20 protein-coding genes and 1 pseudogene are annotated in these 23,723 nt (G+C 63.5%); 13 read left to right on the plus strand and 8 right to left on the minus strand.

Going from position 1 to position 23,723, the window contains the following annotated elements; all coding sequences use genetic code 11:
• The first annotated feature begins 87 nt into the window (after positions 1–87).
• From G9U53_RS20520 to G9U53_RS20530, 3 genes and pseudogenes are all read left to right on the plus strand, one after another.
• On the plus strand, positions 88–558 hold the full coding sequence (locus G9U53_RS20520; protein WP_058037873.1) for a MarR family transcriptional regulator: 471 nt from the start codon (positions 88–90) through the stop codon (positions 556–558).
• A 1-nt stretch (position 559) separates the two neighbouring features.
• Positions 560–1,409 (plus strand): annotated as a pseudogene (locus G9U53_RS20525) (ATP-binding cassette domain-containing protein).
• Complete coding sequence (locus G9U53_RS20530) at positions 1,369–2,187, plus strand: ABC transporter permease (protein ID WP_058037875.1); 819 nt, start codon at positions 1,369–1,371, stop codon at positions 2,185–2,187. The pseudogene G9U53_RS20525 and the gene G9U53_RS20530 overlap by 41 nt, the downstream one beginning before the upstream one ends.
• A gap of 26 nt (positions 2,188–2,213) precedes the next feature.
• On the opposite strand, the gene G9U53_RS20535 is transcribed toward G9U53_RS20530, so the two are convergent.
• Positions 2,214–2,657 carry a helix-turn-helix transcriptional regulator gene (locus tag G9U53_RS20535; protein WP_003946341.1) on the minus strand — a complete coding sequence of 148 codons (444 nt, stop codon included), beginning with the start codon at positions 2,655–2,657 and terminating at the stop codon, positions 2,214–2,216.
• 566 nt (positions 2,658–3,223) lie between these two features.
• Positions 3,224–3,370: a hypothetical protein gene (locus G9U53_RS20540; protein WP_156423122.1), complete on the minus strand. Its 147-nt coding sequence runs from the start codon at positions 3,368–3,370 to the stop codon at positions 3,224–3,226.
• A gap of 209 nt (positions 3,371–3,579) precedes the next feature.
• Between G9U53_RS20540 and G9U53_RS20545 the strand changes: the two genes are divergently transcribed.
• Entirely contained in the window at positions 3,580–4,392 is an 813-nt protein-coding gene (locus G9U53_RS20545; RefSeq protein ID WP_007727618.1) for an FAD:protein FMN transferase, read from the plus strand.
• Between the two features lies 1 nt (position 4,393).
• Here G9U53_RS20545 and pgi read toward each other — a convergent pair whose 3' ends face one another.
• Positions 4,394–6,049, minus strand: coding sequence for a glucose-6-phosphate isomerase (pgi, locus tag G9U53_RS20550; RefSeq protein WP_007727615.1), 1,656 nt, complete (start codon positions 6,047–6,049; stop codon positions 4,394–4,396).
• A gap of 92 nt (positions 6,050–6,141) precedes the next feature.
• Between pgi and G9U53_RS20555 the strand changes: the two genes are divergently transcribed.
• Positions 6,142–7,596 carry an NAD-dependent succinate-semialdehyde dehydrogenase gene (locus tag G9U53_RS20555; protein WP_007727613.1) on the plus strand — a complete coding sequence of 485 codons (1,455 nt, stop codon included), beginning with the start codon at positions 6,142–6,144 and terminating at the stop codon, positions 7,594–7,596.
• A 74-nt stretch (positions 7,597–7,670) separates the two neighbouring features.
• Here G9U53_RS20555 and G9U53_RS20560 read toward each other — a convergent pair whose 3' ends face one another.
• On the minus strand, positions 7,671–7,997 hold the full coding sequence (locus tag G9U53_RS20560) for a chorismate mutase (protein WP_003946362.1): 327 nt from the start codon (positions 7,995–7,997) through the stop codon (positions 7,671–7,673).
• Positions 7,998–8,313: 316 nt separating this feature from the next.
• Between G9U53_RS20560 and pcrA the strand changes: the two genes are divergently transcribed.
• A complete protein-coding gene (gene pcrA, locus G9U53_RS20565) occupies positions 8,314–10,806 on the plus strand; it encodes a DNA helicase PcrA (protein ID WP_003946394.1) in 2,493 nt (830 codons plus the stop codon).
• Positions 10,807–10,884: 78 nt separating this feature from the next.
• On the opposite strand, the gene G9U53_RS20570 is transcribed toward pcrA, so the two are convergent.
• The gene (locus G9U53_RS20570; protein WP_030534879.1) at positions 10,885–11,907 is read right to left on the minus strand and encodes a M23 family metallopeptidase; all 1,023 of its coding nucleotides are present in this window, start codon (positions 11,905–11,907) and stop codon (positions 10,885–10,887) included.
• Positions 11,908–12,139: 232 nt separating this feature from the next.
• Here G9U53_RS20570 and G9U53_RS20575 point away from each other — a divergent pair, with 232 nt between their 5' ends.
• From G9U53_RS20575 to sucD, 3 genes are all read left to right on the plus strand, one after another.
• Positions 12,140–13,981 (plus strand): hypothetical protein, encoded by a 1,842-nt coding sequence (locus G9U53_RS20575; RefSeq protein ID WP_347570820.1) that lies wholly within the window; start codon positions 12,140–12,142, stop codon positions 13,979–13,981.
• Between the two features lie 179 nt (positions 13,982–14,160).
• Positions 14,161–15,330 (plus strand): ADP-forming succinate--CoA ligase subunit beta, encoded by a 1,170-nt coding sequence (sucC, locus tag G9U53_RS20580; protein ID WP_003946426.1) that lies wholly within the window; start codon positions 14,161–14,163, stop codon positions 15,328–15,330.
• A 15-nt stretch (positions 15,331–15,345) separates the two neighbouring features.
• Positions 15,346–16,248, plus strand: coding sequence for a succinate--CoA ligase subunit alpha (sucD, locus tag G9U53_RS20585; protein WP_003946432.1), 903 nt, complete (start codon positions 15,346–15,348; stop codon positions 16,246–16,248).
• Positions 16,249–16,290: 42 nt separating this feature from the next.
• On the opposite strand, the gene G9U53_RS20590 is transcribed toward sucD, so the two are convergent.
• Complete coding sequence (locus G9U53_RS20590) at positions 16,291–16,926, minus strand: YigZ family protein (RefSeq protein ID WP_003946418.1); 636 nt, start codon at positions 16,924–16,926, stop codon at positions 16,291–16,293.
• Between the two features lie 86 nt (positions 16,927–17,012).
• Here G9U53_RS20590 and G9U53_RS20595 point away from each other — a divergent pair, with 86 nt between their 5' ends.
• The 4 genes from G9U53_RS20595 (at position 17,013) to purH (ending at position 21,988) form a co-directional block, all read left to right on the plus strand.
• Positions 17,013–18,056, plus strand: coding sequence for a DUF5336 domain-containing protein (locus G9U53_RS20595; RefSeq protein ID WP_165639121.1), 1,044 nt, complete (start codon positions 17,013–17,015; stop codon positions 18,054–18,056).
• Between the two features lie 121 nt (positions 18,057–18,177).
• Complete coding sequence (locus tag G9U53_RS20600) at positions 18,178–19,710, plus strand: DUF6350 family protein (protein ID WP_063315952.1); 1,533 nt, start codon at positions 18,178–18,180, stop codon at positions 19,708–19,710.
• 90 nt (positions 19,711–19,800) lie between these two features.
• On the plus strand, positions 19,801–20,436 hold the full coding sequence (gene purN / locus G9U53_RS20605) for a phosphoribosylglycinamide formyltransferase (protein ID WP_050655578.1): 636 nt from the start codon (positions 19,801–19,803) through the stop codon (positions 20,434–20,436).
• Entirely contained in the window at positions 20,429–21,988 is a 1,560-nt protein-coding gene (purH, locus tag G9U53_RS20610) for a bifunctional phosphoribosylaminoimidazolecarboxamide formyltransferase/IMP cyclohydrolase (RefSeq protein ID WP_003946407.1), read from the plus strand. Before purN ends, purH begins: the two co-directional genes overlap by 8 nt.
• A gap of 76 nt (positions 21,989–22,064) precedes the next feature.
• Here the strand turns inward: purH and G9U53_RS20615 are convergent, their stop codons facing one another.
• Both G9U53_RS20615 and G9U53_RS20620 read right to left on the minus strand, forming a co-directional pair.
• Positions 22,065–22,286: a hypothetical protein gene (locus G9U53_RS20615; RefSeq protein ID WP_003946391.1), complete on the minus strand. Its 222-nt coding sequence runs from the start codon at positions 22,284–22,286 to the stop codon at positions 22,065–22,067.
• A 451-nt stretch (positions 22,287–22,737) separates the two neighbouring features.
• Positions 22,738–23,706 (minus strand): alpha/beta fold hydrolase, encoded by a 969-nt coding sequence (locus G9U53_RS20620; RefSeq protein ID WP_003946348.1) that lies wholly within the window; start codon positions 23,704–23,706, stop codon positions 22,738–22,740.
• Positions 23,707–23,723 lie beyond the last annotated feature (17 nt).

The raw sequence follows: 23,723 nt of genomic DNA on the forward strand, positions 1-23,723 counted from the left end.
ATCGGGGATACCCGTTGCGGACGAGCTGAAAACGCCGGGCGTCCGGATTCCTCGACAATAGCTCTGTTACAGAGCTATTGTGAGGTTGTGGATGGAAGCGGAGCAAATCTTGCGGATGACGTCCTGGAGACGCTCGGACAATTGCGCCGGGGCACGAGGAAGGCGTCGGGGCGGCCGTTTGCGGAACGACCGCTCGCCGGCGCCCAGATCGAACTCGTCAGGCTGCTACGACGCAACCCGGGTCTGTCGGTGGCCGAGGCTGCCGGGCGATTGGGTGTCGCGGCAAACACGGTGTCCACCTTGGTGCGGCAGCTCGTCGACGATGGAGTGATCGAACGCGTTGCCGACGAGGCCGACCGCCGCGTCGCGCGATTGGTGCTCGCGGACGAGGCGCGCGCCCGCGTCGAGGTGTGGCGTGATCGCCGGAGTGTGATTGTCGGTCAGGCATTGTCGACTCTGACCGCAGAGGACAGGGCAAGTATCGAGGCTGCTCTACCGGCCCTGTCTCGATTGGCGAGCGCTCTGGCAGCAGCCGGATCGGAAGGCGGGGGGCAGTGAGATGCTGACGCAGTGGTGGAGGAGCCGAGCAGTGCACATGCCTGACCCTGACGCACCCGCGGTCGAGATCGACTCGGTCACATACAAGTTCGGCGGTCATCGGGCGGTGGACAACCTGAGTCTGGTCGTCAACGCGGGGGAATGCTTCGGCCTGCTCGGTCCCAACGGTGCAGGAAAGACGACGACGATCAGATTGCTCAACACGTTACTTCCTCTGCAAGAGGGTGACATTCGAATTCTCGGTCGCTCCGTTCGCAGCGAAGCGATGACCATTCGGCGCTACCTCGGGTACGTGCCACAACAGCTCTCGATCGAAAGCGCATTGACCGCACGCGAGAACGTGACCTGGTTCGCGCGCCTGTACGACGTTCCGCGGTCCGAACGACGCGAGCGCGTCGACCAGGCGCTCGAGATGGTGGATCTGCTCGATTCAGGTGAGCGTCTCGCGTCGAGCTTCTCCGGCGGTATGGTGCGACGGCTCGAACTTGCGCAGGCACTGGTGAACCGACCGTCGCTGCTGGTGCTCGACGAACCGACGGTGGGGTTGGATCCCATTGCCCGAATCCGTCTGGAAGCGAGTGGCGGAGATGCAGAAGCGATACGGCATGACCGTCCTGCTCACGACGCACTACATGGAAGAAGCCGAGGAGTTGTGTGATCGTGTTGCGTTGATGCATCACGGTGCACTTCGTGCAGTGGGCGAGCCGAGCGCGTTGGCCGCCGAACTGGGGCCGGAGGCCACTCTCGAAGACGTGTTCCGTCACTACACCGGCGACGACCTCACCGGCGGCAAGTCAGGAGGTCTCCACGATGTCCGCAGTGCCCGTCGCACAGCGCGCCGCTTGGGCTGATCCCACTACCAACAGTCTTGCTCGATTGCTCTCGAGAATTTACACATTCCGCCTCGTGGAAGTTCAGAAGTTGCGGCACGACCGATCTGAATTGGTCACGCGCGCAATCCAGCCGATCCTCTGGTTGGTGATCTTCGGTCAGACGTTCAGTCATATCCGAGCGATCCCGACTGGCGACGTACCGTATCTCGACTTTCTCGCGCCGGGCATCATTGCGCAGTCCGCGCTTTTTGTTGCGATCTTCTACGGAATCCAGATCATCTGGGAGCGTGACGCGGGAGTCCTCACCAAACTCATGGTGACGCCGACGCCACGAGCCGCGCTGGTCACCGGAAAGGCATTTGCAGCCGGTATCCGTGCGGTCGCCCAGGCCGTGGTCGTAGTCGTTGTAGCGGCGCTGCTGGGCGTGAGCATGACGTGGAACCCGATCAAGCTGCTCGGCGTCGTGGCTGTCGTTGTCCTCGGCTCGGCGTTCTTCGCCTGTCTGTCGGTTGCGATCGCGGGGATCGTACTCAAACGAGATCGATTGATGGGCATCGGGCAGGCAATCACCATGCCGTTGTTCTTCGCGTCCAACGCTCTGTACCCGGTCGAACTCATGCCGACGTGGGTTCAGTGGCTCAGTCGCATCAATCCGCTGAGCTACGAGGTGTCAGCGCTGCGCGGTCTGCTGATCGGAATGCCGACCGACTACCTCGTCGACTTCGGCGTGCTGATCGGTGCCGCGCTGCTCGGAATCATCACAGCTTCGGCACTATTGGGCCGCTTGACTAGCTGATCTGACTCGCTGATCTTCGCTGCGGACTAGTCGCGAGTGAACGGTGGGGTGTACGTGCTGCAATCCGGAGGGACGGCCGGGAGTCCTTCGGACGAGCGAAGTTTCTCCGCAATCGATGAGAGCAAGTCCTGCGATTCAGGGGAGAGATCGACCGCTTTTATGGCCAGAGAACGTAATTCGCTGTCGTGGAACTCTTCGACAACCGAACGGTCTTCTTCCGGAATCAGTTCGGGATCTTGGCGAGGTGTCGGGCCGAAGAAGTACTCTGCTGCCACGCCGAAGTAATCGGCCAATGCCAAAACGACTTGCTCCGATGGATTCGTGCGCACACCGCTCCGGAGTTGCGAGAGGTACGGTGTCGAAATCTTGCATCCACGTTGCGAAAGGGCTTCCACAACTTGTGCGTTGGTGAGTCTCGGTGCTGTGGCCGGGTACAAGGCGTTCAAACGGTCCTTGAATGAATCGGTCACAATTCCTCCCTCGAGCGTGACCCAGCGTCACAGCTACTTCGCAGTTTTCACATAGTAGACGACACGGTTATTCTGGACTCTGGTCGAAAGTCCTTTCACCTGCGGATATTTGGCGCAGAAAAATTCCAAAGACTTTGTAAAGTATGTGATTTTCGCCGCGTACTGACCGTTCGTTTTGCCAAGGTGTACGGCGGTAGCGTATAAGCCGAACGGTGGTGGTTACGCCATTGTGCTGCAGGTTCTTTCAGCCGGTCCTATCCATTTTGTGTCGATGCATTCCTGCTCGGTCTGTAACGTGCGAAGCGCTGCCGCCGGGCACCGGGCGTCGTCGTGCCGGCGGTTGGCGCGCCGCGTGTTCGGGACTTCTTCTCGGTGCTCTGCTCGACGCTCGCGCGCAGTGATGGGCCCGTATTTTTCTGCACTCGAGAGTGAGCGCTCAGGTGTGTCCACCTGCGAAAGTGACGCGCATTGAAAGCGGCCGATTGGTATGTCATCGACGTTGGAACACAGCGCTTCTCGTCGGTCCCCACTTTTTCATGCGGTGACATAAGGTTCATGCGGTGACATCAGCGCCGCCCGGGCGTGTTGCTGCGGCGGACCGGGCTCGAAGCGCAGCCGGCCCGGCCGGACATGTCGAGCGTCGACTCTGCGTCTTTCGGATCGGAATTGCCCGCTGCGCCAGTAGTAGTCGACGTCGTCGCAGTCAGGTGCATGTCAGAACCATGTGGAGGATTACACGTCTTGCACACGGAGGGCGACAGTCCGGGCGGCAATTCTGTCGCACAGATCTACCATCCAGTCCCGCCGTGCGCTGCTCAACCTGCGGCATGTGTGCCTCGGCCTCGGAAGCGCTTTATGGCACGGGGGTTGCTGACCGGCGCATACTGGTTACAACACAGTGTGTTCGAAGGGCAGGACTGACATGGTCAGTGTCGAGAAGTGGGCGATGTGGGATTCCGCCGTGGAGGTGGACGTCACCGAGGGCGCTGCGCTGCCTACTGCGCACGCGTTGATCGCAGCTGCCATCGACGAAACCGAAGCGGTCTGCGACCTTCGCCGGGGAGACGCCGAGATTCACGCCGTCAACCTCGCTCAGGGAACTCCGGTCAAAGTGACACGACGTATGTCGGCTCTGCTGCGGTCGGCGCTGTGGGCTGCCCGTATGACCGGCGGTGCAGTCAATCCGCTTGCCGACAACTACTCCGAGGACGAATCCATCCCTCCGGTGCACCCGACCCCGACGTTCGAGGACGTACAGCTCGACGGAGACGTGGTGTACGCGCCCTGGGGTGCGTCGTTCGACATCACCGGAGTTGCCAAGGCCGACACCGTCGATCGCGCCGCGCAGATCGTCGCCGCCGAATTACAATGCGGCGTTGCTGTGCGGATCGGCGACGTGATCGCCACGGCCGGCCATGCACCGGCTGGTGGCTGGCAGATTCCGGTGCCGGACAGCGAAGAAGTCGAACTGATCAACGGAACCGCGATGGCGACGGCGCGGGCGCTGGAGCTGCCCTCCTGGGAGCCGAACCAGGAGCGGCCCTCCACGGAATGGGCACAGGTCTCGGTGATTGCTGACGACGCGGTGTGGGCGTACGCCGCGAGCGAAGCTGCGTTGATCCGGGGGATAAGCGCCATCAAATGGGTTGAACAGCAAGAGCTTCGGGCTCGGCTCGTCGACCGATCCGGACGCGTGTACACAACGGAAAGTTGGTTCGGCCCGGCGGCCGCGTGAGTCAGGCCCGTCCGCGCTCTCTGCGGTACCACTGCACCAGAGCATCTGTGGATGTGTCGCCGAGGTCGCCGGGTGCTGCTTCGGAAGAGAGCGCAGGCCCCAGTTCCATGGCTTGTGTCTTGCCGAGTTCGACGCCCCACTGATCGAACGGATTGACACCCCAGACAGCACCTTCGACAAATACCTGGTGCTCGTAAAGTGCGATCAGCTGACCGACGACCGAGGGGGTCAGCTCCTTCGCCAAGATAGTGCTCGACGGTCGGTTGCCTGGCATCACCTTGTGTGGCACCAGCTCCGGAGCAGTGCCCTCTGACGCGATTTCTTCGGCAGTCTTCCCGAACGCGAGAACCTTTGTCTGAGCGAAGAAGTTACTCATGAGCAGATCGTGCATTGATCCCGTGCCGTCCGCAGTAGGCAGATCGTCGGTGGATTCCGCGAACCCGATGAAATCGGCAGGCACCAGCCAGGTGCCCTGATGCAGGAGTTGGTAGAAGGCGTGTTGGCCGTTGGTTCCGGGCTCGCCCCAGAAGATCTCACCGGTGGACGTGGTCACCGGTGAGCCGTCGGCGCGAACCGATTTGCCGTTGGACTCCATGGTCAGCTGCTGCAGGTAGGCGGGAAAGCGCAGCAAGTCGTTGGAGTAGGGCAGAACTGCGCGGGACTGTGCGCCGAAGAAGTTGGAGTACCAGAGCCCGATGAGGCCGAGGAGGACCGGCGCGTTCTGCTCGAGCGGTTGGTTTCGGAAGTGCGTGTCGATCTGGTGGAAACCGTCGAGGAACTCCGCAAAGCGAACGGGTCCGACGGCACACATGACCGACAAGCCGATCGCCGAGTCGACGGAGTAGCGCCCGCCGACCCAATCCCAGAACCCGAACATGTTCGCGGTGTCGATGCCGAACTCCGCCACGCGGTCACCGTGGGTGGAGACTGCGACGAAATGCTTGGCTACGGCCGAGACGTCTTCGCTGCCCAGACCGGCGAACAGCCAACGCTTTGCCGCTGTCGCGTTGGTGAGGGTCTCGAGGGTGGAGAACGTCTTGGATGCGACGATGAAGAGCGTCGTCTCCGGATCGAGGTCGTCGAGCTGTCCGACCAGATCGACAGGGTCGATGTTGGAGACGAACCGGACGCTGATTCCGGCGTCGGCGTAATGCCGTAATGCGCGGTAGACCATCACCGGCCCGAGGTCGGAACCGCCGATGCCGATGTTGACGATGGTGCGGATGCGCTTGCCGGTAGCTCCGGTCCACTCGCCGCTGCGCACACGATCGGCAAAAGCGCCCATCGCGTCCAGAACTTCGTGAACGTCGGCGACGACGTCTTGACCGTCGACGGTCAGCGCAGAATCCTTGGGCAGACGCAGCGCTGTGTGTAGTACGGCGCGGTCTTCGGAAGTGTTGATGTGATCGCCCGCGAACATCGCGTCGCGTCGTGCCTCGACGCCGGCCTCGCGGGCCAGGTCGACGAGCAGCGCGAGAGTCTCGCGGCTGACGCGATGCTTGCTGTAGTCGATGTGAAGATCACCGGCGTCGATCGTCAGCTCTCGCCCGCGGGCTGGATCGTCCTGGAAGAGTTCTCGCAGGTGAACGCCTTCGATGTCGGCGTAATGAGCGCGCAGTTTCTGCCAGGCTGAGGTTCCGGTGATGTCAGTGCTCACGATCATCGACTTTAGTGGCACAAGCTGGAAACTTCCGCGTGAGTCTCGCTCGCGGGCAGACGGACGCGGCTCCGACGAGCATCATGGAACCCATGGACACATTCGAATTCATTCGATCAGTTCCCACCCAGTTGTTCGTCGGCGGTCGGTTCGTGCCCGCGGAGAACAACGCGACCTTCCCGGTGGCGGATCCGGCGACCGGGAAATCGTTGACCGATGTCGCCGATGCGAGCCCCGCGGACGCGCTGCGCGCTCTCGACGAAGCCGTCGCCGTCTCGTCGAAGTGGGCGAGCACACCTGCGCGCGAGCGTGGTGAAATCCTGCGAGCCGTTTTCGAGAAGATCACCGAGCGAGCCGAGGACGTGGCGCTGCTGATGACCCTCGAAATGGGCAAGGCACTCGCCGAAAGTCGCGCCGAGGTGAAGTACGGGGCGGAGTTCTTCCGGTGGTTCAGCGAGGAGGCCGTTCGCATCGGCGGGCGCTACACGCCGGCGCCGGCGGGCAACGGCCGGATCCTTGTCACCAAGGCGCCGGTCGGACCGTGTCTGGCCATCACTCCCTGGAATTTCCCGTTGGCGATGGGTACCCGCAAGATCGGCCCGGCGTTGGCCGCCGGCTGCACGATCATCGTCAAGCCCGCCTCGGAGACCCCGTTGACGATGTTGTTGCTTGCTCAGCTCATGGCCGAAGCCGGGTTGCCCGACGGAGTCCTCTCGGTGTTGCCGACATCGAAATCCGGTGAAGTGACCGGCCCTCTCATCGACGACCCTCGACTGCGCAAGCTCACCTTCACCGGGTCCACCGGCGTCGGCAAGATGCTGGTGGAGAAGTCCGCGAAGCGATTGCTCCGCACGTCGATGGAATTGGGTGGCAACGCACCCTTCGTGGTGTTCGACGACGCGGACGTCGACAAGGCAGTCGAGGGCGCGGTACTGGCGAAGCTTCGCAACGGAGGCGAAGCATGCACCGCCGCCAACCGGTTCCACGTCGCCAACGCCGTGCGTGAAGAGTTCACGACCAAGCTGACCGAGAAGATGGCGACTTTCACGATGGGACCCGGTACCGACCCGGAGACGAAGCTCGGCCCGCTGATCAACCAGAACCAACTCGACACGGTCGCGGAGTTGGTTGCAGATGCGGTGGATGCCGGGGCGAAGGTGCGACTGGGCGGCGAAGCGCCGGGTGGTGAAGGGTACTTCTATCCAGCCACGGTGTTGGCAGACGTTCCGGCCAGCGCGCGGATTCTGAAAGAAGAGGTGTTCGGACCCGTCGCCGCGATCACCGGCTTCGACACCGAAGCCGAGGGAATCGCAGCCGCCAACGACACCGAGTTCGGACTGGCCGCGTACATCTTCACAAGGGATCTCGACCGTGCGCTTCGGGTTTCCGATGCACTGGAATCAGGAATGATCGGCGTCAACCGCGGAGTGATCTCGGACGCGGCAGCGCCGTTCGGTGGCGTGAAGGAATCCGGATTCGGCCGCGAGGGCGGGACCGAGGGGATCGAGGAATACCTGAACACGAAGTACATCGCGCTCGAGAGCTGATACACACGCGAACGGCCACATCGGGACTGCCAGAGGCATCCGATGTGGCCGTTCGCAAGTGAACAGGTCGTGCGCTAGTGGCCCAGGCGTCCGCGGCCCAGGCGCAGGAGCAGCATCGCGAGGGTGTGGCCTTCCTGGCCCAGCTCGTTGAATCGTTCGAGGACCTTCATCTCGCGGCTGTGCACCAGACGCGGACCACCCGATGCCATCCGGGTACGGCCGATGATCTGGGAGACCTCGGAGCGACGTTTGATGGCCGCGAGGATCTCGGCGTCGAGACGGTCGATTTCTTTCCGTAGTTCGTCGATCTCCGCCTCACTCTGGGGGATCTCGACGTCTGTCGGAGCAGTTTTTACAGTATCGACAGTATTTCCATGGGGGGCTGCAGCCTGGGTGCTCATTGCTATTCGTCTCCTCTTCCTACTGCGTGGATCGTGGTCTCGGCTCGGGTCGTTACCGATCCAGGCACACTGACGAAAATGCCCCGGATCCGATTCGGACCAGGGGCGGGTGAGCTGTTCAGATCACGTGCACCGAGGTCCGGGGCACGTAAAGTAACGCCACAGCGGGCCGACGGGGTCGGCCGTGTTGTCGCGAACGGAAATGCTGAACATAGCGTCCAGTTTGCCATGCTCGACACAGGTAATCCAAGTGCCTCTACCAGCAGGTGGACGCACTGACGACCGTGTCGGTGGACGCCGGTAGCGTGGACAGGCGATGAACACGTACCCAGCACTCGGTGAGCACGACGGACATTCCCAGCACGACGGGGGCGGCGCGCGGGGACACGACGCGGGTTCGGACGCCCTCCTCGAGGGTCTCAACCCGCAACAGCGCGAGGCCGTGGTCCATGCCGGTTCGCCGTTGCTGATAGTCGCGGGCGCCGGCTCGGGCAAGACTGCAGTGCTGACGCGTCGTATCGCCTATCTGCTGGCCGAACGGGGTGTCACCCCCGGTCAGATCCTGGCCATCACGTTCACCAACAAGGCTGCGGCCGAGATGCGCGAGCGTGTGGCAGCTCTTGTCGGACCGCGTGCCAACGCCATGTGGGTCTCGACGTTCCACTCCAGTTGCGTGCGGATTCTGCGAGCACAGGCGGCGCTCCTACCCGGTTTGAACTCGAATTTCTCGATCTACGATTCCGACGATTCGCGTCGACTGCTGACGATGATCTCGAAGGACCTCGAGCTCGACACCAAACGATTCTCCGCGCGGCTTCTCGCTACGCATATCTCCAATCTGAAGAACGAACTCGTCGGACCGGAAGAGGCGGTTGTCGCAGCCGATCAGGATCCGGCCGAACTTCCGCGACTGATCGCCAAGGTCTACGGCCACTACCAACAGCGGCTGCGTGCTGCGAACGCACTCGACTTCGACGATCTCATCGGTGAGACCGTCGCGCTTCTTCAGGCGTTTCCACAGATCGCCGAGTACTACCGCCGCCGCTTCCGTCACGTGCTCGTCGACGAGTACCAGGACACCAACCACGCGCAGTACATGCTTGTGCGTGAACTGGTCGGTGGAGCCGGCGAGTCCGACCACGCCGTTGCCCCGGCCGAACTGTGCGTCGTCGGTGACGCCGATCAGTCGATCTATGCGTTCCGCGGAGCCACTATCCGCAACATCGAAGAGTTCGAACGCGACTACCCGGATGCTCGGACCATCCTTCTCGAACAGAACTACCGTTCGACGCAGAACATTCTGTCTGCGGCCAACTCCGTGATTTCCAAGAACACCGGCCGACGAGAAAAGCGTCTGTGGACCGATTCGGGTGAAGGCGAACTGATCGTCGGCTACGTTGCAGACAACGAGCACGACGAAGCATCGTTTGTCGCCTCGGAGATCGATCGGCTGGTGGACCAGGGCGAGACCAAGTTCGCCGACATCGCGGTGTTCTACCGGACCAACAACTCCTCGCGCGCGCTCGAGGAGATCTTCATTCGACTCGGAGTGCCGTACAAGGTGGTCGGCGGCGTTCGCTTCTACGAGCGCAAGGAAGTTCGGGACATCGTCGCGTATCTGCGCGTCCTCGCCAACGAGGACGACACCGTGAGCCTGCGACGCATTCTCAACACGCCCCGACGCGGTATCGGTGATCGAGCCGAAGCCTGCGTCGCCGTGCACTCCGAGCATCGCAACATCAGCTTCGCCGCCGCTCTCCGTGACGGCGCGGAAGGCAAAGTGGCGCTGCTCAATACGCGGTCACAGAAGGCCATCGCGTCGTTCCTCGAGATGATGGACGGGCTGCGGGCCCTGCTACCGACAGCGGCCGCCGACGAGGACGAACCGTTCGAGCTCGGTGACATCGGTGAGGTTGCCGAGGCGGTGCTCGAGCGCACCGGCTACCGCGCCGAGCTTGCGGCGAGCAGCGATCCGCAGGATGGCGCGCGACTCGACAACTTGAACGAACTCGTCAGCGTGGCAAGGGAATTCAGTTCCGACGCGCGAAACGCGGCCGGGCTGATCGATCCGGACGACGAGGAAACCGCAGCAATGCGTGAAGGTGAACCCGATCCGGGTTCGCTTGCCGCCTTCCTCGAACGGGTATCGCTTGTCGCCGACGCCGATCAACTGCCGGACTCCGACGACGGCGTCGTGACCATGATGACGCTTCACACCGCCAAGGGCCTCGAGTTCCCGGTCGTCTTCGTCACCGGTTGGGAGGACGGGCAGTTCCCGCACATGCGCGCCCTCGGCGATCCGGCGGAGCTGTCCGAAGAGCGTCGACTTGCTTACGTCGGCATCACCCGTGCCAGGCAGCGCCTGTACCTGACGCGCGCGATCATGCGTTCGGCGTGGGGGCAACCGATCCAGAACCCGGCGTCGCGGTTCATCCAGGAGATCCCGGAGGACCTGATCAACTGGCGCCGTGAGGATCCGGGCACCGGTGGCGGATTCGGAAGCGGCAGGCCGGGTTACGGCAGCGGAAGCCGCTACGGCAGCCAGGGCGGCCAGGGATACGGCGGCGGGCAGAACTACGGGGGAGGGTCCGGCAAGGCCGCGTCGACTCCCAGTTTCGGGGCCGCGCGTGGCCGCAACAACGTTCTGGTCCTCGCCACGGGTGACCGCGTCAGTCACGACAAGTACGGTCTGGGCACCGTGTTGGAAACCAAGGGCACTGGCCCCACCGCGACGGTCACCATCGACTTCGGTAGCGCGGGCAAGGTGCGGTTGATGCTCATCGGCGGTGTGCCGATGGTCAAGCTGTAGAAGACAGGCAAAAACTTCCGGCCCGTACCTGGAAAGGTACGGGCCGGAAGTTTTTCATCAGAAGCGTTGGGCTTGCGATCAGTCCTGCTCGACGCCGAGGCTGATGCCGCGTGAGGCGAGCCAGGGGAGGGGATCGATCTTGTTCTCGCCGGCGAGATGAACCTCGAAGTGAAGGTGCGGGCCGGTGGAGAAGCCGCGGTTGCCGACAGTGGCGATCTGGTCGCCGGCCATGACCTGCTGACCGACCGTGACGGTGGACGTGTCGATGTGGCCGTAGACGGTGATCGTTCCGTCTGCGTGCTGTAGGCGTACCCACATGCCGAACCCGGAAGCCGGACCTGAATCGATGACCTTGCCGTCGGCGACGGCGACGATGGGCGTCCCGATCGGGGCGGCGATGTCGACGCCGGCGTGCAGGGTGCCCCAGCGGGTGCCGAAGTTGGACGTGAACGTGCCCACTGCCGGCAGGACGAACAGCGGGCGACGGGCAGCGGCTTCGCGTGCTGCGCGCTCGTCACTGAAACGCTGGCCCTTGGCAAGCAGGTTGCTGAACTGGGAGAGGTCGGTCGGCGCTGCGACGTTGAGGACCTGCGGAGCGTCGGCCTCGGTGGTGGCTGCCGTGGAGGTGGCCGGGGCGAACTGAGCGGCCTGCGGTTCTGCGGTGGTACCGATCGCGGAGGACTCGTTGGCGAGTGCAACTTCCGAGTGGTCGGCGGCAGAAGAGGAACCGTCGTTGACAACTGCCTGGCCCGCGGCGACAACCGCGCCGGCTGCAACTGCCAGAACGGCGGCGCGGCCCTTGAGAGCGGAGGGAGGGGTGGGGAGTCGGTGAGCACCGCTGCGGCGAACCGGAGATTCGACATCGACTGTCGGTGCGGAGGAGGCGTAAGTGGGGGTGCTGATCACGTCGGACTCGACGAACTCGTGAGAGTCGGAATCTGACGACGTGGAGGATGAATTTCGAGTGAACATATCGGTAGAGATCTCAGAACTTTTGGTCTCGGTGTAACGCCTGGCCGAGTGCGTTGGATAAGTGGTCGTGACCTCGTCTGGAGCTGAGTTCGAGAACCTACTAGCGGTGAACTGGCTGCGGTGATGCATATGCCGGTTCTCTCCTCGAGTTCGTGATCAGCCCGTGACTTAGACCGACTGACGGTAACGAAATGATTGCGATGGGCGCAAGCCGTAGCGGAAACCTGTCCGATTATGTGACGTGCCTCACAGCTTGACCTGGGAATATGTCGATCCGGGCAAAACGGACGAATCATCTCGTTTCGTGATCACGCGTGTCACAACCGGATCACCGGTCCATTCAGGCACTACCGTCGATCGAGTGTCCACAACACCTGGAACTACGTCGCAGGCGCGTTTCGACGACCCCGGAGTGAAGTCCGGGGCGCCACTCGCGGCGGTAATCGGACTGCTCGGTGCCGTCGGAGTGGCAGCCAGTCCCGTCGTCGGAGTCGGGAGTGCCCGCGGGGTCGACACGACGGGGGCTCTTGCTTCCGCCGCTCTCTTCGCTGCCGTCTGCACGATCGTCGTGCCGCTGGTTGCGGTGCTCACCTCGCGGCGCAGGCCCGCCTTCGCGGGTGGACTCCTGGCAGGTATCGGCGCGGTGTCCCTCGGCGCGGCGATCCTCGACGTTCAGTTGTTCGTCGACGCAATCGATGCAAACCGCTTGGACCTTTTCCGTCCGATTTCGGCGGGTTCGATCGATGCGGGTCCGGGCGCTTATCTCGCGCTCGCGGGCCACGGACTTCTTGTGGCGTCTGGTGTCCTCGGCTTCATGGTCGTCCATCGTGAATCGGAGCGGGACGGATACGGCAGCGCTCGCGCCGCGGAATTCGACGGGCGATCGGTTGGCGGGCGGATCGGTGGGTGGCCGACAGCGCTGCTGATTCTGGCCGCGGTGGTGTTCGTGCTCTCCCTGTTCGGTCCTTCCTTCAGTTCGCAGGATCCGATCTTTCTGGTCAAACCGCTCGTCGACTCGGCGGCGGCCACCGCCGTCGGTACGGGATTGGTCGGCGTCGCGGTACTCGTTGCGGTCGCGGCGGCATTGACGTCCATCTCGCTACCGGTGGGCTGCGGCGCCCTGATCGGTGTCGGTCTCGGCGCACTCGCAGTCAGTGGAACCAGGGTGATGGCTGGGTTCGCGGCCGGCGATCGGATCGGCGTCGGTTCGGGATCGGTGGTCGGGGCACTGGCCGCCGTGGTCATCGCCGTGATCGGAGTTTCAGCTCCCTACCTCGCTTCCAGGCGTGAAACAGATGCGATTCCCGCTGAAAGTGTGGTTCGCGCACCCGCGAAGACGACAAAGGGTGCGCTGAAAGCGGCGATGGTGGCTCAGTCCCGGGCGGCGCAAGCGCGGGTGAACAGACTTCACCGCGTTGCCGGTATCGGCGCAGTTGTCACCGCAGCAGTGGCAGCCCTGGGGGTGGCACTTCCGGTCCTGTCGTTGCCGGAGAACATCCCCGAACCGTCCATGCTCTCGTCTCGAGTTGTCCTGCTCGCGGCTGCTGTACTGCTGGTCGCCGGTCTGGGCTTGTTCGCCCCGGGCCGCGCCGCGGTGGTGCGGCCGGCCGTCGGCGTGTTGTGGACCACGGTCGTGATGGGAGTCGCCGCTGTCATGCAGTCGGCTGTCATCGCCACGGACGTACCGGGCGTCGGGTTGGGGGCCGGCGCCTTCGTGCTCTGCGGCGCGGCTTTCCTCGCTGCGGCGACGGGACTGCTCGTCTGGCTGGCGGGAAGCGCCGAGCGTGAGGATGTCGACACGTCGGTAGGTGGCGGTTCGAGAGGGCTGGTGCTTCTCGTCGGTGGGATCGGCGCCGTCGCTGTCCTGATCGGAACCGCGCTTCCCCTCTATCAGGGCGACGCCTATACGGCGGCCTCAGTTCTGGAGTGGCCGTGGGGAATTGACGTCTGGGGTCAACTGCTCGTCGGCGTCACCGTCGTGATCGCCGCTGTGATCGCAGCGTCCGCGCGGCCGTCGCGGGGCGCGGCATTGCTGATCGGATCTGCCGTGGCAGCTCTGGTGTACGTCGGTGAGTGGCCACTCACGTCATCGCGCATATCGGACGCAACCGTGGGGGTGGGTGCGATCACAGCGGCCACGGGCATAGTGTTGCTTCTCGTTGCAGCGTTCTCGAGCGCAAGAATCAGTGAGACTGATGCTTGACAAATTCGGTGTGGCCACCTTGCCGAATCGGTGAGGCGTGCCTCATCGGGCAATTGCGCGTGACTTGGGCCACATAGCATCAATGCGGGCGCAAACCGAACGCGGCAACTGGTTAAAGTCCAGAACAGACCCGCTCCTACCCCTCGAGCGGGTGACAACGCAGACGAGACGGTGAGCAGATGGATCTCTTCGAATACCAGGCGAAGGAACTCTTCGCCAAGCACGGAGTGCCGACTTCGGCTGGACGTGTTACAGACACAGTCGCCGGCGCACGCGAGATTGCCGAAGAAATCGGTAAGCCCGTGATGGTGAAGGCACAGGTCAAGGTAGGCGGCCGCGGCAAGGCCGGTGGCGTCAAGTACTCGCCCGACGTGGATGCCGCAGTGGCAAACGCCGAGGCAATCCTGGGCCTGGACATCAAGGGCCATGTCGTCAAGAAGCTGCTGGTCGCAGAGGCAAGTGACATTGCCGAGGAGTACTACATCTCCTTCCTGCTCGACCGCACCAACCGCACCTACCTGGCCATGTGCTCGGTAGAGGGTGGCGTCGAGATCGAGGTCACCGCCGAGGAGAACCCCGACGCTCTCGCCAAGATCCCCGTCGACGCAGTCAAGGGCGTCGACCTCGCGTTCGCGCGCAGCATCGCCGAGGCAGGAAAGCTGCCCGCAGAGGTGCTCGACGCAGCGGCCGTGACGATCCAGAAGCTGTGGGAGGTCTTCATCGGCGAAGACGCACTCCTCGTCGAGGTCAACCCCCTCGTTCGTACGCCTGACGATCAGATCCTCGCCCTCGACGGCAAGGTCACCCTCGACGAGAACGCAGCGTTCCGTCAGCCCGGCCACGAGGCATTCGAGGATCGCGACGCTACCGATCCCCTCGAGCTCAAGGCCAAGGAAAACGACCTCAACTACGTCAAGCTCGACGGTGAGGTCGGAATCATCGGCAACGGCGCAGGCCTGGTCATGTCCACGCTGGACGTCGTCGCATACGCCGGCGAGAACCACGGTGGCGTCAAGCCCGCCAACTTCCTCGACATCGGCGGCGGAGCTTCCGCTGCAGTCATGGCTGCCGGCCTGGATGTCATCCTCAACGATGCACAGGTCAAGAGCGTGTTCGTCAACGTCTTCGGCGGCATCACCGCGTGTGACGCAGTTGCCAACGGCATCGTCGGCGCACTGAAGACCCTGGGTGACGAGGCCAACAAGCCGCTCGTCGTTCGCCTGGACGGAAACAACGTCGAAGAGGGTCGTCGCATCCTCGCCGAGGCCAACCACCCGCTGGTCACGGTCGTCGCAACCATGGACGAGGCCGCCGACAAGGCCGCCGAACTCGCTCACGCAGCGAAGTAAGGGACTCACAGAACAATGGCAATCTTCCTCACCAAGGATTCAAAGGTCATCGTCCAGGGCATCACCGGCGGCGAGGGCACCAAGCACACCGCTCTGATGCTCAAGGCCGGCACCCAGGTCGTCGGCGGCGTCAACGCTCGCAAGGCCGGCACCACGGTCTCGCACGTTGCAGCTGACGGTTCCCCTGTCGAGCTCCCCGTCTTCGCGACGGTCGAAGAGGCAATCAAGGAGACCGGCGCAGACGTCTCCATCGCATTCGTTCCCCCGGCCTTCTCGAAGGACGCCATCGTCGAGGCCATCGACGCGGAGATCCCGCTCCTCGTGGTCATCACCGAGGGCATCCCGGTTCAGGACTCCGCTTACGCTTGGGCGTACAACGAGTCCAAGGGCAAGAAGACCCGCATCATCGGACCGAACTGCCCCGGCATCATCACCCCGGGTGAGGCCCTCGTCGGCATCACGCCCGCCAACATTGCAGGCACCGGCCCCATCGGCCTGGTCTCCAAGTCGGGCACCCTGACCTACCAGATGATGTACGAACTCCGTGACTTCGGCTTCTCCACCGCCATCGGCATCGGCGGCGACCCGGTCATCGGAACCACCCACATCGACGCCATCGAGGCGTTCGAGAAGGATCCCGAGACCAAGGTCATCGTGATGATCGGTGAAATCGGTGGCGACGCGGAAGAGCGTGCAGCCGATTACATCAAGGCCAACGTCACCAAGCCGGTCGTCGGCTACGTGGCAGGCTTCACCGCTCCCGAAGGCAAGACCATGGGCCACGCCGGTGCCATCGTCTCCGGTTCCTCGGGAACTGCTCAGGCAAAGCAGGAAGCTCTCGAAGCTGCAGGCGTGAAGGTCGGCAAGACGCCGTCCGCTACCGCTGCTCTCGCTCGCGAGATTCTTCAGTCCCTGTAAGGGGCTTCGCCCCCGTGCGTGGTTAGGGAGTCTCCGGACTCCTTAACCACGCACAGTGGTATCGACCCACATCGACCCGGCAGGTTCCAACTGCCCGGCACCGGATGTGATGGATGCGACGATCGAATCGAGATCGTCGGCGTCACCGGCGGCGAGCGTCATCACCGCCTTCGATCCATACGTAGTTCCGAGCACCGAGACGCCCCGCGCTCTCAGCTCCGCTTCCACCCGACCGGCCTCTGAGTGCCGGATCGCCAAAGTGCGCAGGACCTTTCTCTCCCTGGCCACAAGCTCGGCCGAATCGAGAGCCACCGAGACCGCTCCCGAATACGCGCGGACCAATCCACCGGCGCCGAGCTTGATTCCGCCGAAATAGCGCGTGACGACAACAATCACATCGACCAGATCTCGAGACTTGAGAACCTGAAGCATCGGCACCCCGGCAGTGCCGCCCGGTTCACCGTCGTCGTGTGCACGTTCGACGCGTGAGTTCGCCTCGTATCCGATCACGAAAGCCGAACAATGATGGCGCGCATCGGGATACAGCGATTTCTGCTCCGCGACGAACTCCGTGGCGGCTTCGGCGTCGTCTACTCGGTGAAGCGCGGCGATGAATCGTGAGTGCTTCACCTCGGTTTCGACGACGTGGTCGGCGCCGGGCGCGAGGGTGAAGGGCATCTGCCCATTGTCTCCTGTCGGTGTTAGCGTGCGAAGTCGAGACACATACGCTGGTAACCATCGAAGACCGTCTACGAGGAGAAGTCATGACGTTCACGCCGCAAGGGCCCAGCTTCGGGCCACCGAATCAGCCGGCAGCGGGCGGTGGAACCAAGAATCTCGGATTCATCCTGCTCATCGCCGTCGCGGCACTCGGCCTGATCAATTTCCTGCTCGGTTTTGCGCCCTTCACGTCGATCAGTGGAAGCAGCAGCGGCATCGGTAGCGGCCTGGATACCAGTTCGAGTTTCTTCGAATCGAGCATCTACGGCCTCGGATTCGTTTTCGCCGGCGGTGTGGTCGCAGGCGTCTCGCTGCTCCCGAAGCAGTCGTATGCAGGCATTGCCGCAGCGCTCACCCTCACGGGTTTCTTCGCTTTGGTGTTCGCCGCGTTCTCCGTCGGTACCAGCGACTACGTCGACATCAGCCTCGGTTGGGGCCTGATCATCGTGCTGATCCTCTCGTTCGTGCAGACCGTCGTCGCAGTCGCCGCGTTGTTGTTCGAGATCGGAATCCTGAAGGCTCCCGCGCCGCGTCCGGTAGCTCAGCAGTACGGTCAGCCGCAGGGCTATGGCCAGCCCCAGAGCCAGGCGCCAGGTCAGCCACAGGGATACGGACAGGCTCAGTACGGCCAGCCTCAGCAGGCTCAGCAGCCGGGCCAGTACCAGCAGAATCCGCAGTACGGGCAGGCGCAGCAGCAGGGATACGGGGGAGCGCACGCCGCCCCCGTCGACCCGACCGCTTCGCAGCCGCCTTACGGCCAGACTGCGTCTCCCTACGGGCAGAACCCGGCGCAAAATCCCGGACAGACCGACTCGTCGGCCGCGACGACGTCGTCTTACTATCCGCTGACCTCTCAGCCCGGTGGCCAGCCGAACCCGAGTTACTCGTCGGATCAGTTCACCGCTCCACGCGGTTACGGCCAGCCGTACAACCAGCAGCAGACTGGCTCGACCGAGCAGCCGACGGGCTTCGAGCCGCCTACCTTCGAAGCGCCGACGCCGTCTGCGGAACCTGACCAGGGCAGCAGCGATTCCGCGGCCGAGACCAAGGTCTTCGGCTCGCAGAACCCCGACGAGCGTCAGCAGTAGTACTTCTTCGTTTCACGAACATGAATGTGGCCTCCGACCCGCTGCGGGTGGAGGCCACATTCCGTGAGCCCGACGGCGCGCCTGAGTGCGCGGCGCACTGTCGAGTGAAACCCTCGAGGGGATGAGTTCTTTGATTGATGGCACCCGGTCCCGTCCCACGTCCTCACGACCCGGACGTGGTCGTACTGGCAGCGGCCGCGTCGGCGGCGGTCGCCCGGGACCGAACCCGGACCTGGCACGCAAGCTGCTGACTGTCGCCTTCCGACCGTCGGGCCTGACGATGCTGCTGATCGCGGCTGTCGTCGTGGTCACTTTGGTATCGGCGAGCAGCGACCTGACCGGAACCTTCGGCGCCATTGCCACCACCTGGTTGGTCATCCACCAGGTGCCGGCGACTATCAGCGGCGTCCAACTCGGTGTACTGCCACTGCTTCCGACGGCCGTCATGATGTGGGTGGTCGCACGCCGATGCGCGTCGACTGCGGTGCACACCGACTCCCGTGACGACACCCTCCGCCTGGTGGGGGCGGCAGTAGCCGGGCCGTTGACTATCACGGCAATCGCTCTCGCCGTTGTCGCCGACGCCTCCGCGGCAATTCCGCTGTCGAGCCCCAACACGTTGGCCGCTTTCGGCTGGGTCGCCGCGATTCACCTGATCGCCGCGTCCGTCGGTGTTGCTGCTGCGCACTGGGATCGCGTCGTCGCCGAGATTCCGCCGTGGGCATCTGCCGCTGTTCGTCCGGCCGCGGCTGCGTCGGCAGCGCTGCTGGCTGCGGGCGCCGTGGCCGTTGTGGTGTCGCTACTCGTGTCGTGGTCGACGGTCGGTGACCTACTCGCACGCGGCAACGGGTTTGTCGGCGTACTGGGATTGACGGTGTTGTCGCTGCTCTACCTGCCGAACCTCGTGGTCGGTGCAGCCGCGGTGATGACGGGATCGACGGCCGATTTCGGAAACGTCTCCATCAGCGTGTTCGGCAACATCGGTGGAGATCTGCCACCCTTGCCCCTTCTCGGAGCGGTTCCGGAAGGCGTCGCCGGCGGAATCTGGCCGGTGCTGTTGATCGTTCCGGCTGCGGTGGGTGTGATGCTCGGCCGTGCTTGCGCTCGACGCATCGCCGGGCAGGACAGTGTGCTCGCAGTGCTGACGGCAGCTGCCGGTGCAGGCGTCGTCATGGCTCTGCTTGCCCTTGCTGCGGGGGGAGACCTCGGGCAGTTCGGCACCGTCGAGGTCCTGTGGTGGGGCTTCGGTCTTCTGACTTTTGCGTGGCTGGGATTGTTCGGAACCGTCTCGGCGCTGTTCGCGATGTGGTTCTCACACCGCGGACACATGAAGGACGAGGTTGCGCCGCCGACGGCTGAACGGGCTCGAGCATCCGAGCCCGAACTTGCGATCACGGCGGCGGCCACAACGGATGGCGAGGACGACGAAAACGCCGACGAAGTGCTCGCCCAGGAATCTGCGGTAGTAGTGACCAAGGTCGTCGAAGCCGAAATTGTCGAAGAATCAGGCGAACCCGTGCAGGTAGTGACGGAGGAAACCGTCGAGATCGAAGTAGTCGACGCGGAGGTTGTCGCGGCACCCGAGGCGGACCCCACAGCCGGGGCCGAGCCGGAGACCGACCTGCCCTCGAAGCCGCAGGAGTCCAGCGACTAGGCTGTCATGCGGCCGATACTCCGGCCGCATCATCTTCCAGTTCTCAGGAGTAGTGCGCTGACTGCCTCGGCCGACAATCCGCAGCCGACAATGCCCGACAGGGTCCAATTTCGCGACTCTGTCGCGCGGGTAGTCGTACTCGCTTCCGGCGCGGGAACCCTGCTGACTTCGCTGATCGACGCTTCGCATGCCGAGGGATACCCCGCCGAGATCGTTGCCGTCGGTGTAGATCGTGACTGCCTCGCCGCCGAGCACGCTGCGGATTCGAAGATCCCGTCCTTCAAGGTCTCGATCAAGACCTACGAAAATCGTGCCGCCTGGGACGAGGCGCTGACAGCAGCAGTGGCCGAGTACGAACCCGATCTCGTGGTCAGTGCAGGCTTCATGAAAATCCTCGGCCCCAGCTTTCTCGAGCGTTTCGGCGGCCGAATCATCAACACTCATCCCGCGTTGCTGCCTGCCTTTCCCGGCGCGCACGCGGTTCCCGACGCTCTGGCGTACGGCGTGAAGGTCACCGGTTCCACGGTGCATCTCGTCGACGGCGGAGTTGATACCGGGCCGATCTTGGCGCAGGAAGCTGTGCCGGTGCATGACGACGACACCGAGTCTTCGTTGCATGAACGCATCAAAATTGTGGAGCGACGGTTGTTGGCGGACGTCATCGCCGCTGTTGCTACGCGCGGAGTGGTTTCCGATGGACGAAAGGCCGTGATCCCCAGTGAGTGAACGCAAGGCTGTGCGCCGTGCACTTGTCAGCGTCTACGACAAGAGTGGTCTGATCGAGCTGGCCACGGGCCTGCACGAGGCCGGTGTCGAGTTGGTCTCGACCGGTTCGACCGCGTCGAAGATCGCCGACGCCGGAATCCCCGTGACGCCGGTCGAGGCTCTGACCGGATTCCCGGAATGCCTCGAAGGCCGTGTGAAGACGCTGCATCCGCGCGTCCACGCCGGCGTTCTCGCCGATACCCGCAAGCCGGATCACCTCGCTCAGCTCGAGGAACTCGGCATCGCGACCTTCGAATTGGTGGTCGTGAACCTGTACCCCTTCACCGAGACGGTTGCCTCGGGCGCTAGCCCGGACGAGTGTGTCGAGCAGATCGACATCGGCGGCCCGTCGATGGTGCGTGCTGCAGCCAAGAACCATCCGTCGGTTGCCGTCGTGGTCGATCCGGCTCGTTACGCCGACGTCCTGACTGCCGTTGCCGGTGGCGGATTCACCTTGCGTGAGCGCACTGTGCTTGCAGCGCAGGCTTTCCAGCACACTGCGTCGTACGACGTCGCTGTTGCGAGCTGGATGACGAGCACGATCGCCGCTGACGAGGACGGCTCGCTGTTCCCGGCCTGGGTCGGTGCTACCTGGAACCGCAGCGCTGTTCTTCGCTACGGCGAGAACCCGCACCAGGACGCTGCGCTGTACGAAAACCCGGCTGCGCCTGCAGGTTTGGCTCAGGCGGAGCAGTTGCACGGCAAGGAGATGTCGTACAACAACTACACGGACTCCGACGCAGCGTGGCGCGCAGCGTACGACTTCACTGATCCGGCCGTCGCAATCATCAAGCACGCCAACCCGTGTGGCATCGCCATCGGCACCGACATCGCCGACGCCCACCGCAAGGCGCATGCATGCGATCCGGTCAGTGCTTTCGGTGGTGTGATCGCTGCCAACCGCGAGGTCACCGTCGAACTGGCCGAGCAGATCGCCGACATCTTCACCGAGGTCGTCATCGCGCCCTCGTACGAAGACGGAGCTGTCGAGGTTCTGCAGCGTAAGAAGAACATTCGTGTTCTGAAGGCAGCCGCTCCGACCGCTACCGGAATCGAACTGCGTCCGATCTCCGGCGGTACGTTGCTCCAGCAGCGCGACGTCCTGGACGCCGACGGCGACAACCCGGCCAACTGGACCCTCGCCAACGGTGAGGCTGCCGATGCCGAGACTCTCGCTGACCTCGAATTTGCTTGGCGCGCCAGCCGTTCGGTGAAGTCCAACGCGATCCTGCTGGCCTCCGGCGGCGCGTCCGTCGGCGTCGGTATGGGCCAGGTCAACCGCGTCGATGCAGCGCATCTGGCTGTTCAGCGAGCCGGTGACCGCGTCGTAGGTTCGGTTGCAGCTTCGGACGCGTTCTTCCCGTTCCCTGACGGTCTGCAGGTGCTGCTCAACGCCGGCGTCAAGGCTGTTGTGCAGCCGGGTGGTTCGGTTCGCGACAACGAAGTGATTGCCGCAGCCAAGGAAGCCGGTGTCACTCTCTATCTGACCGGTGCGCGCCACTTCGCGCACTGACTCCTGCCTCGGTAGCGGGCCTCGACTCCTCAACGGGAGTTCGGGGCCCGTTCTGCATTCAGGCCGCCCGGGTCTTTCAGGCGGCGCTGCTGTGGGTGCCCTGGAGTTCGCGCGGTGAGCCGGTGATGACCACGCGTGAGGCTCCGCGACTGCGGATCTCGCTGATCAATGCGCCGAGGGTAGCTTCGTGGGCCGCATCGGAGTGTGAAAGATCCAGGGTGACGGCGTATCCGGTGAGGTCACCGGGCAGATCGACATACGGCGGCGCGATGGACAGTTGGTTGACTCGAAGTTTCATGTGGTGCTCCTGCGTGTGAAAGGTAAAAGAAAAGGCACCCGAGGCGTTTGCCCTGGGTGCCCGAGAACGAATCCGGTGAAACTGGGGATCATTCTCGGGGTACACCGCGCTTGTTGCCCATGTGCTTGGCCGACATTGCGGCCGAAAAAATGTGCTTGTCTGCGGTGCAGCTGCGCCACGAAGGTACGGATACGACGTGCGGGTGTAGCGACATGATGTCCGTTCCTTTCTGTGTGGCGTTGCTGGTTAATGGATGACCGTACAGCACGGATCGAGGGTTCGCACCAATAAAAAGCGCCGCGAACGTAAACTCCGGGTGACTTCTGTCCCCAGGTTCGCCGGATTGAAAGAGTCTTCATTGCAGGTCAGGCGTAGAAAGCAGAATTCCCTCCGCGATCGTTCGCGGAGGGAACTTTCTACCTGAAAAAGAGGACGTTCGGTCTGTACGTGATCAGGAGAACGAACGGACCCACGCTGTGAAGGGCTCCGAGAACTCTGCCGAGTACGGAAGCGGCGCGACGTAGTCGGCACCGGTGGACTGTTCGTCGCCGATGTCCTTGAGTACGAAGTTGGCGTTGCGCATCCGCACGGAAGTCAGCGCTGTATGTGAGAGCGCGGCGTCGAGTGCCGCGACATCGGCGGGAATGACTTGGATGTCTTTGTCCGAGCAGCTCGTGAGAACGGGCATGCCCGCCGGTAGCGCCGCCACGAGCGCAACCGGGTCCAATGCGTCTTCCTCGGCGAGTGCCTTGGCGTTGGCGTGTACGAGTCCCGCATTCTGCAGCGGCTCGGGCAGGTCATCCGGAACAGTGCCCTCGGATCGCAGCGACTCGACGGCATCGGCGAGCGCGACGCGCAGTTCGTCAGCCAGTTCGACCGGCAACTGACCGGCGCCGACGACCGCATCGAGCTGGCGGTGAATCTGCGTCGTGAGTAGATCGAGAAGTCTGACGCTCAGTGGCTCGAGCAGTGCGAGGGCACTGACTCTGGCGCCCTCCTTCGCGGTGGCGAGAGCCAGTGCGACTACGGCGCCGTCGCTGTGTCCGACCACGAACAAGCGCTCGGGATCGACACCGGGTTGCCCGGCGAGGTAGTCCAGTCCGTCGGAGGCGGCGTCGACAAAAGTGTTGAAGCCGAGATCGGCGATGTCCTCGATGTCGTAGTCACCGAGGGCGGTTTCGCCACTGCCGAGCTTGTCGTAACGCAGGCTTGAAATCCCTTGTTTTTCAAGAAGATCCGCGATGAACCGCAGAGTTCCGATGTCGCCTTCGAGGAGGGCGCTGTCGCCGTTGCGATCGGTGGGGCCGCTGCCGGCCAGAATCAGCGCGGCCGGGGCAGGGGCGTCGGGTGAGGCGGCCAGGCGAAGACTCCCGTACAGGGTGACGTCGCCGGATTGGAACGAGATCTCGGTGTCGGACATGACGACTTGTCTACCAG

Source organism: Rhodococcus sp. D-46, from assembly GCF_011290655.1.
Classification (GTDB): domain Bacteria; phylum Actinomycetota; class Actinomycetes; order Mycobacteriales; family Mycobacteriaceae; genus Rhodococcus_F; species Rhodococcus_F qingshengii.

Excerpts from the sequence above, each read along its gene's own strand:
- sucC (WP_003946426.1), top strand. The coding sequence starts at position 14,161 with ATGGATCTCTTCGAATACCAGGCGAAGGAACTCTTCGCCAAGCACGGA.
- sucD (WP_003946432.1), top strand. The coding sequence starts at position 15,346 with ATGGCAATCTTCCTCACCAAGGATTCAAAGGTCATCGTCCAGGGCATC.
- G9U53_RS20545 (WP_007727618.1), top strand. The coding sequence starts at position 3,580 with ATGGTCAGTGTCGAGAAGTGGGCGATGTGGGATTCCGCCGTGGAGGTG.
- G9U53_RS20620 (WP_003946348.1), bottom strand. The coding sequence starts at position 23,706 with ATGTCCGACACCGAGATCTCGTTCCAATCCGGCGACGTCACCCTGTAC.
- pcrA (WP_003946394.1), top strand. The coding sequence starts at position 8,314 with ATGAACACGTACCCAGCACTCGGTGAGCACGACGGACATTCCCAGCAC.
- G9U53_RS20530 (WP_058037875.1), top strand. The coding sequence starts at position 1,369 with ATGTCCGCAGTGCCCGTCGCACAGCGCGCCGCTTGGGCTGATCCCACT.
- G9U53_RS20570 (WP_030534879.1), bottom strand. The coding sequence starts at position 11,907 with ATGCATCACCGCAGCCAGTTCACCGCTAGTAGGTTCTCGAACTCAGCT.
- G9U53_RS20560 (WP_003946362.1), bottom strand. The coding sequence starts at position 7,997 with ATGAGCACCCAGGCTGCAGCCCCCCATGGAAATACTGTCGATACTGTA.
- G9U53_RS20595 (WP_165639121.1), top strand. The coding sequence starts at position 17,013 with ATGACGTTCACGCCGCAAGGGCCCAGCTTCGGGCCACCGAATCAGCCG.
- G9U53_RS20600 (WP_063315952.1), top strand. The coding sequence starts at position 18,178 with ATGAGTTCTTTGATTGATGGCACCCGGTCCCGTCCCACGTCCTCACGA.
- G9U53_RS20615 (WP_003946391.1), bottom strand. The coding sequence starts at position 22,286 with ATGAAACTTCGAGTCAACCAACTGTCCATCGCGCCGCCGTATGTCGAT.
- G9U53_RS20540 (WP_156423122.1), bottom strand. The coding sequence starts at position 3,370 with ATGCACCTGACTGCGACGACGTCGACTACTACTGGCGCAGCGGGCAAT.
- purN (WP_050655578.1), top strand. The coding sequence starts at position 19,801 with ATGCCCGACAGGGTCCAATTTCGCGACTCTGTCGCGCGGGTAGTCGTA.
- G9U53_RS20590 (WP_003946418.1), bottom strand. The coding sequence starts at position 16,926 with ATGCCCTTCACCCTCGCGCCCGGCGCCGACCACGTCGTCGAAACCGAG.
- G9U53_RS20555 (WP_007727613.1), top strand. The coding sequence starts at position 6,142 with ATGGACACATTCGAATTCATTCGATCAGTTCCCACCCAGTTGTTCGTC.